This is a genomic window from Pseudomonas sp. FIP_A4 (assembly GCF_036701605.1).
GTDB classification, from domain to species: Bacteria; Pseudomonadota; Gammaproteobacteria; order Pseudomonadales; family Pseudomonadaceae; genus Stutzerimonas; species Stutzerimonas phenolilytica.
Map to the genome: position 1 here is coordinate 1 of NZ_JAYDXP010000057.1, position 337 is coordinate 337.

Annotated in this window: 1 rRNA gene; it reads left to right on the plus strand. The window is 46.9% G+C overall.

Annotation, left to right across the window (positions count from 1 at the left end):
- Positions 1-164: 164 nt before the first annotated feature.
- Positions 165-337: ribosomal RNA gene (locus U8L64_RS00450) — 16S ribosomal RNA — on the plus strand; the annotation flags it as partial.

Below are 337 nucleotides of genomic sequence, written 5' to 3' on the forward strand. Positions count from 1 at the left end.
GAATCAAGCAATTCGTGTGGGTGCTTGTGAATGTAAGACTGATAGTCGCATGATTATCAGCATCACAAAGCAACACTCGTTAATTCGAGAGTTACTCTTTACTTGTAAAGAGATTTGCGATTGCTGAGCCAAGTTTAGGGATTTCTCAAAACCCAAGCAGTATTGAACTGAAGAGTTTTATCATGGCTCAGATTGACCGCTGGCGGCAGGCCTAACACATGCAAGTCGAGCGGATGAGTGGAGCTTGCTCCATGATTCAGCGGCGGACGGGTGAGTAATGCCTAGGAATCTGCCTGGTAGTGGGGGACAACGTTTCGAAAGGAACGCTAATACCGCA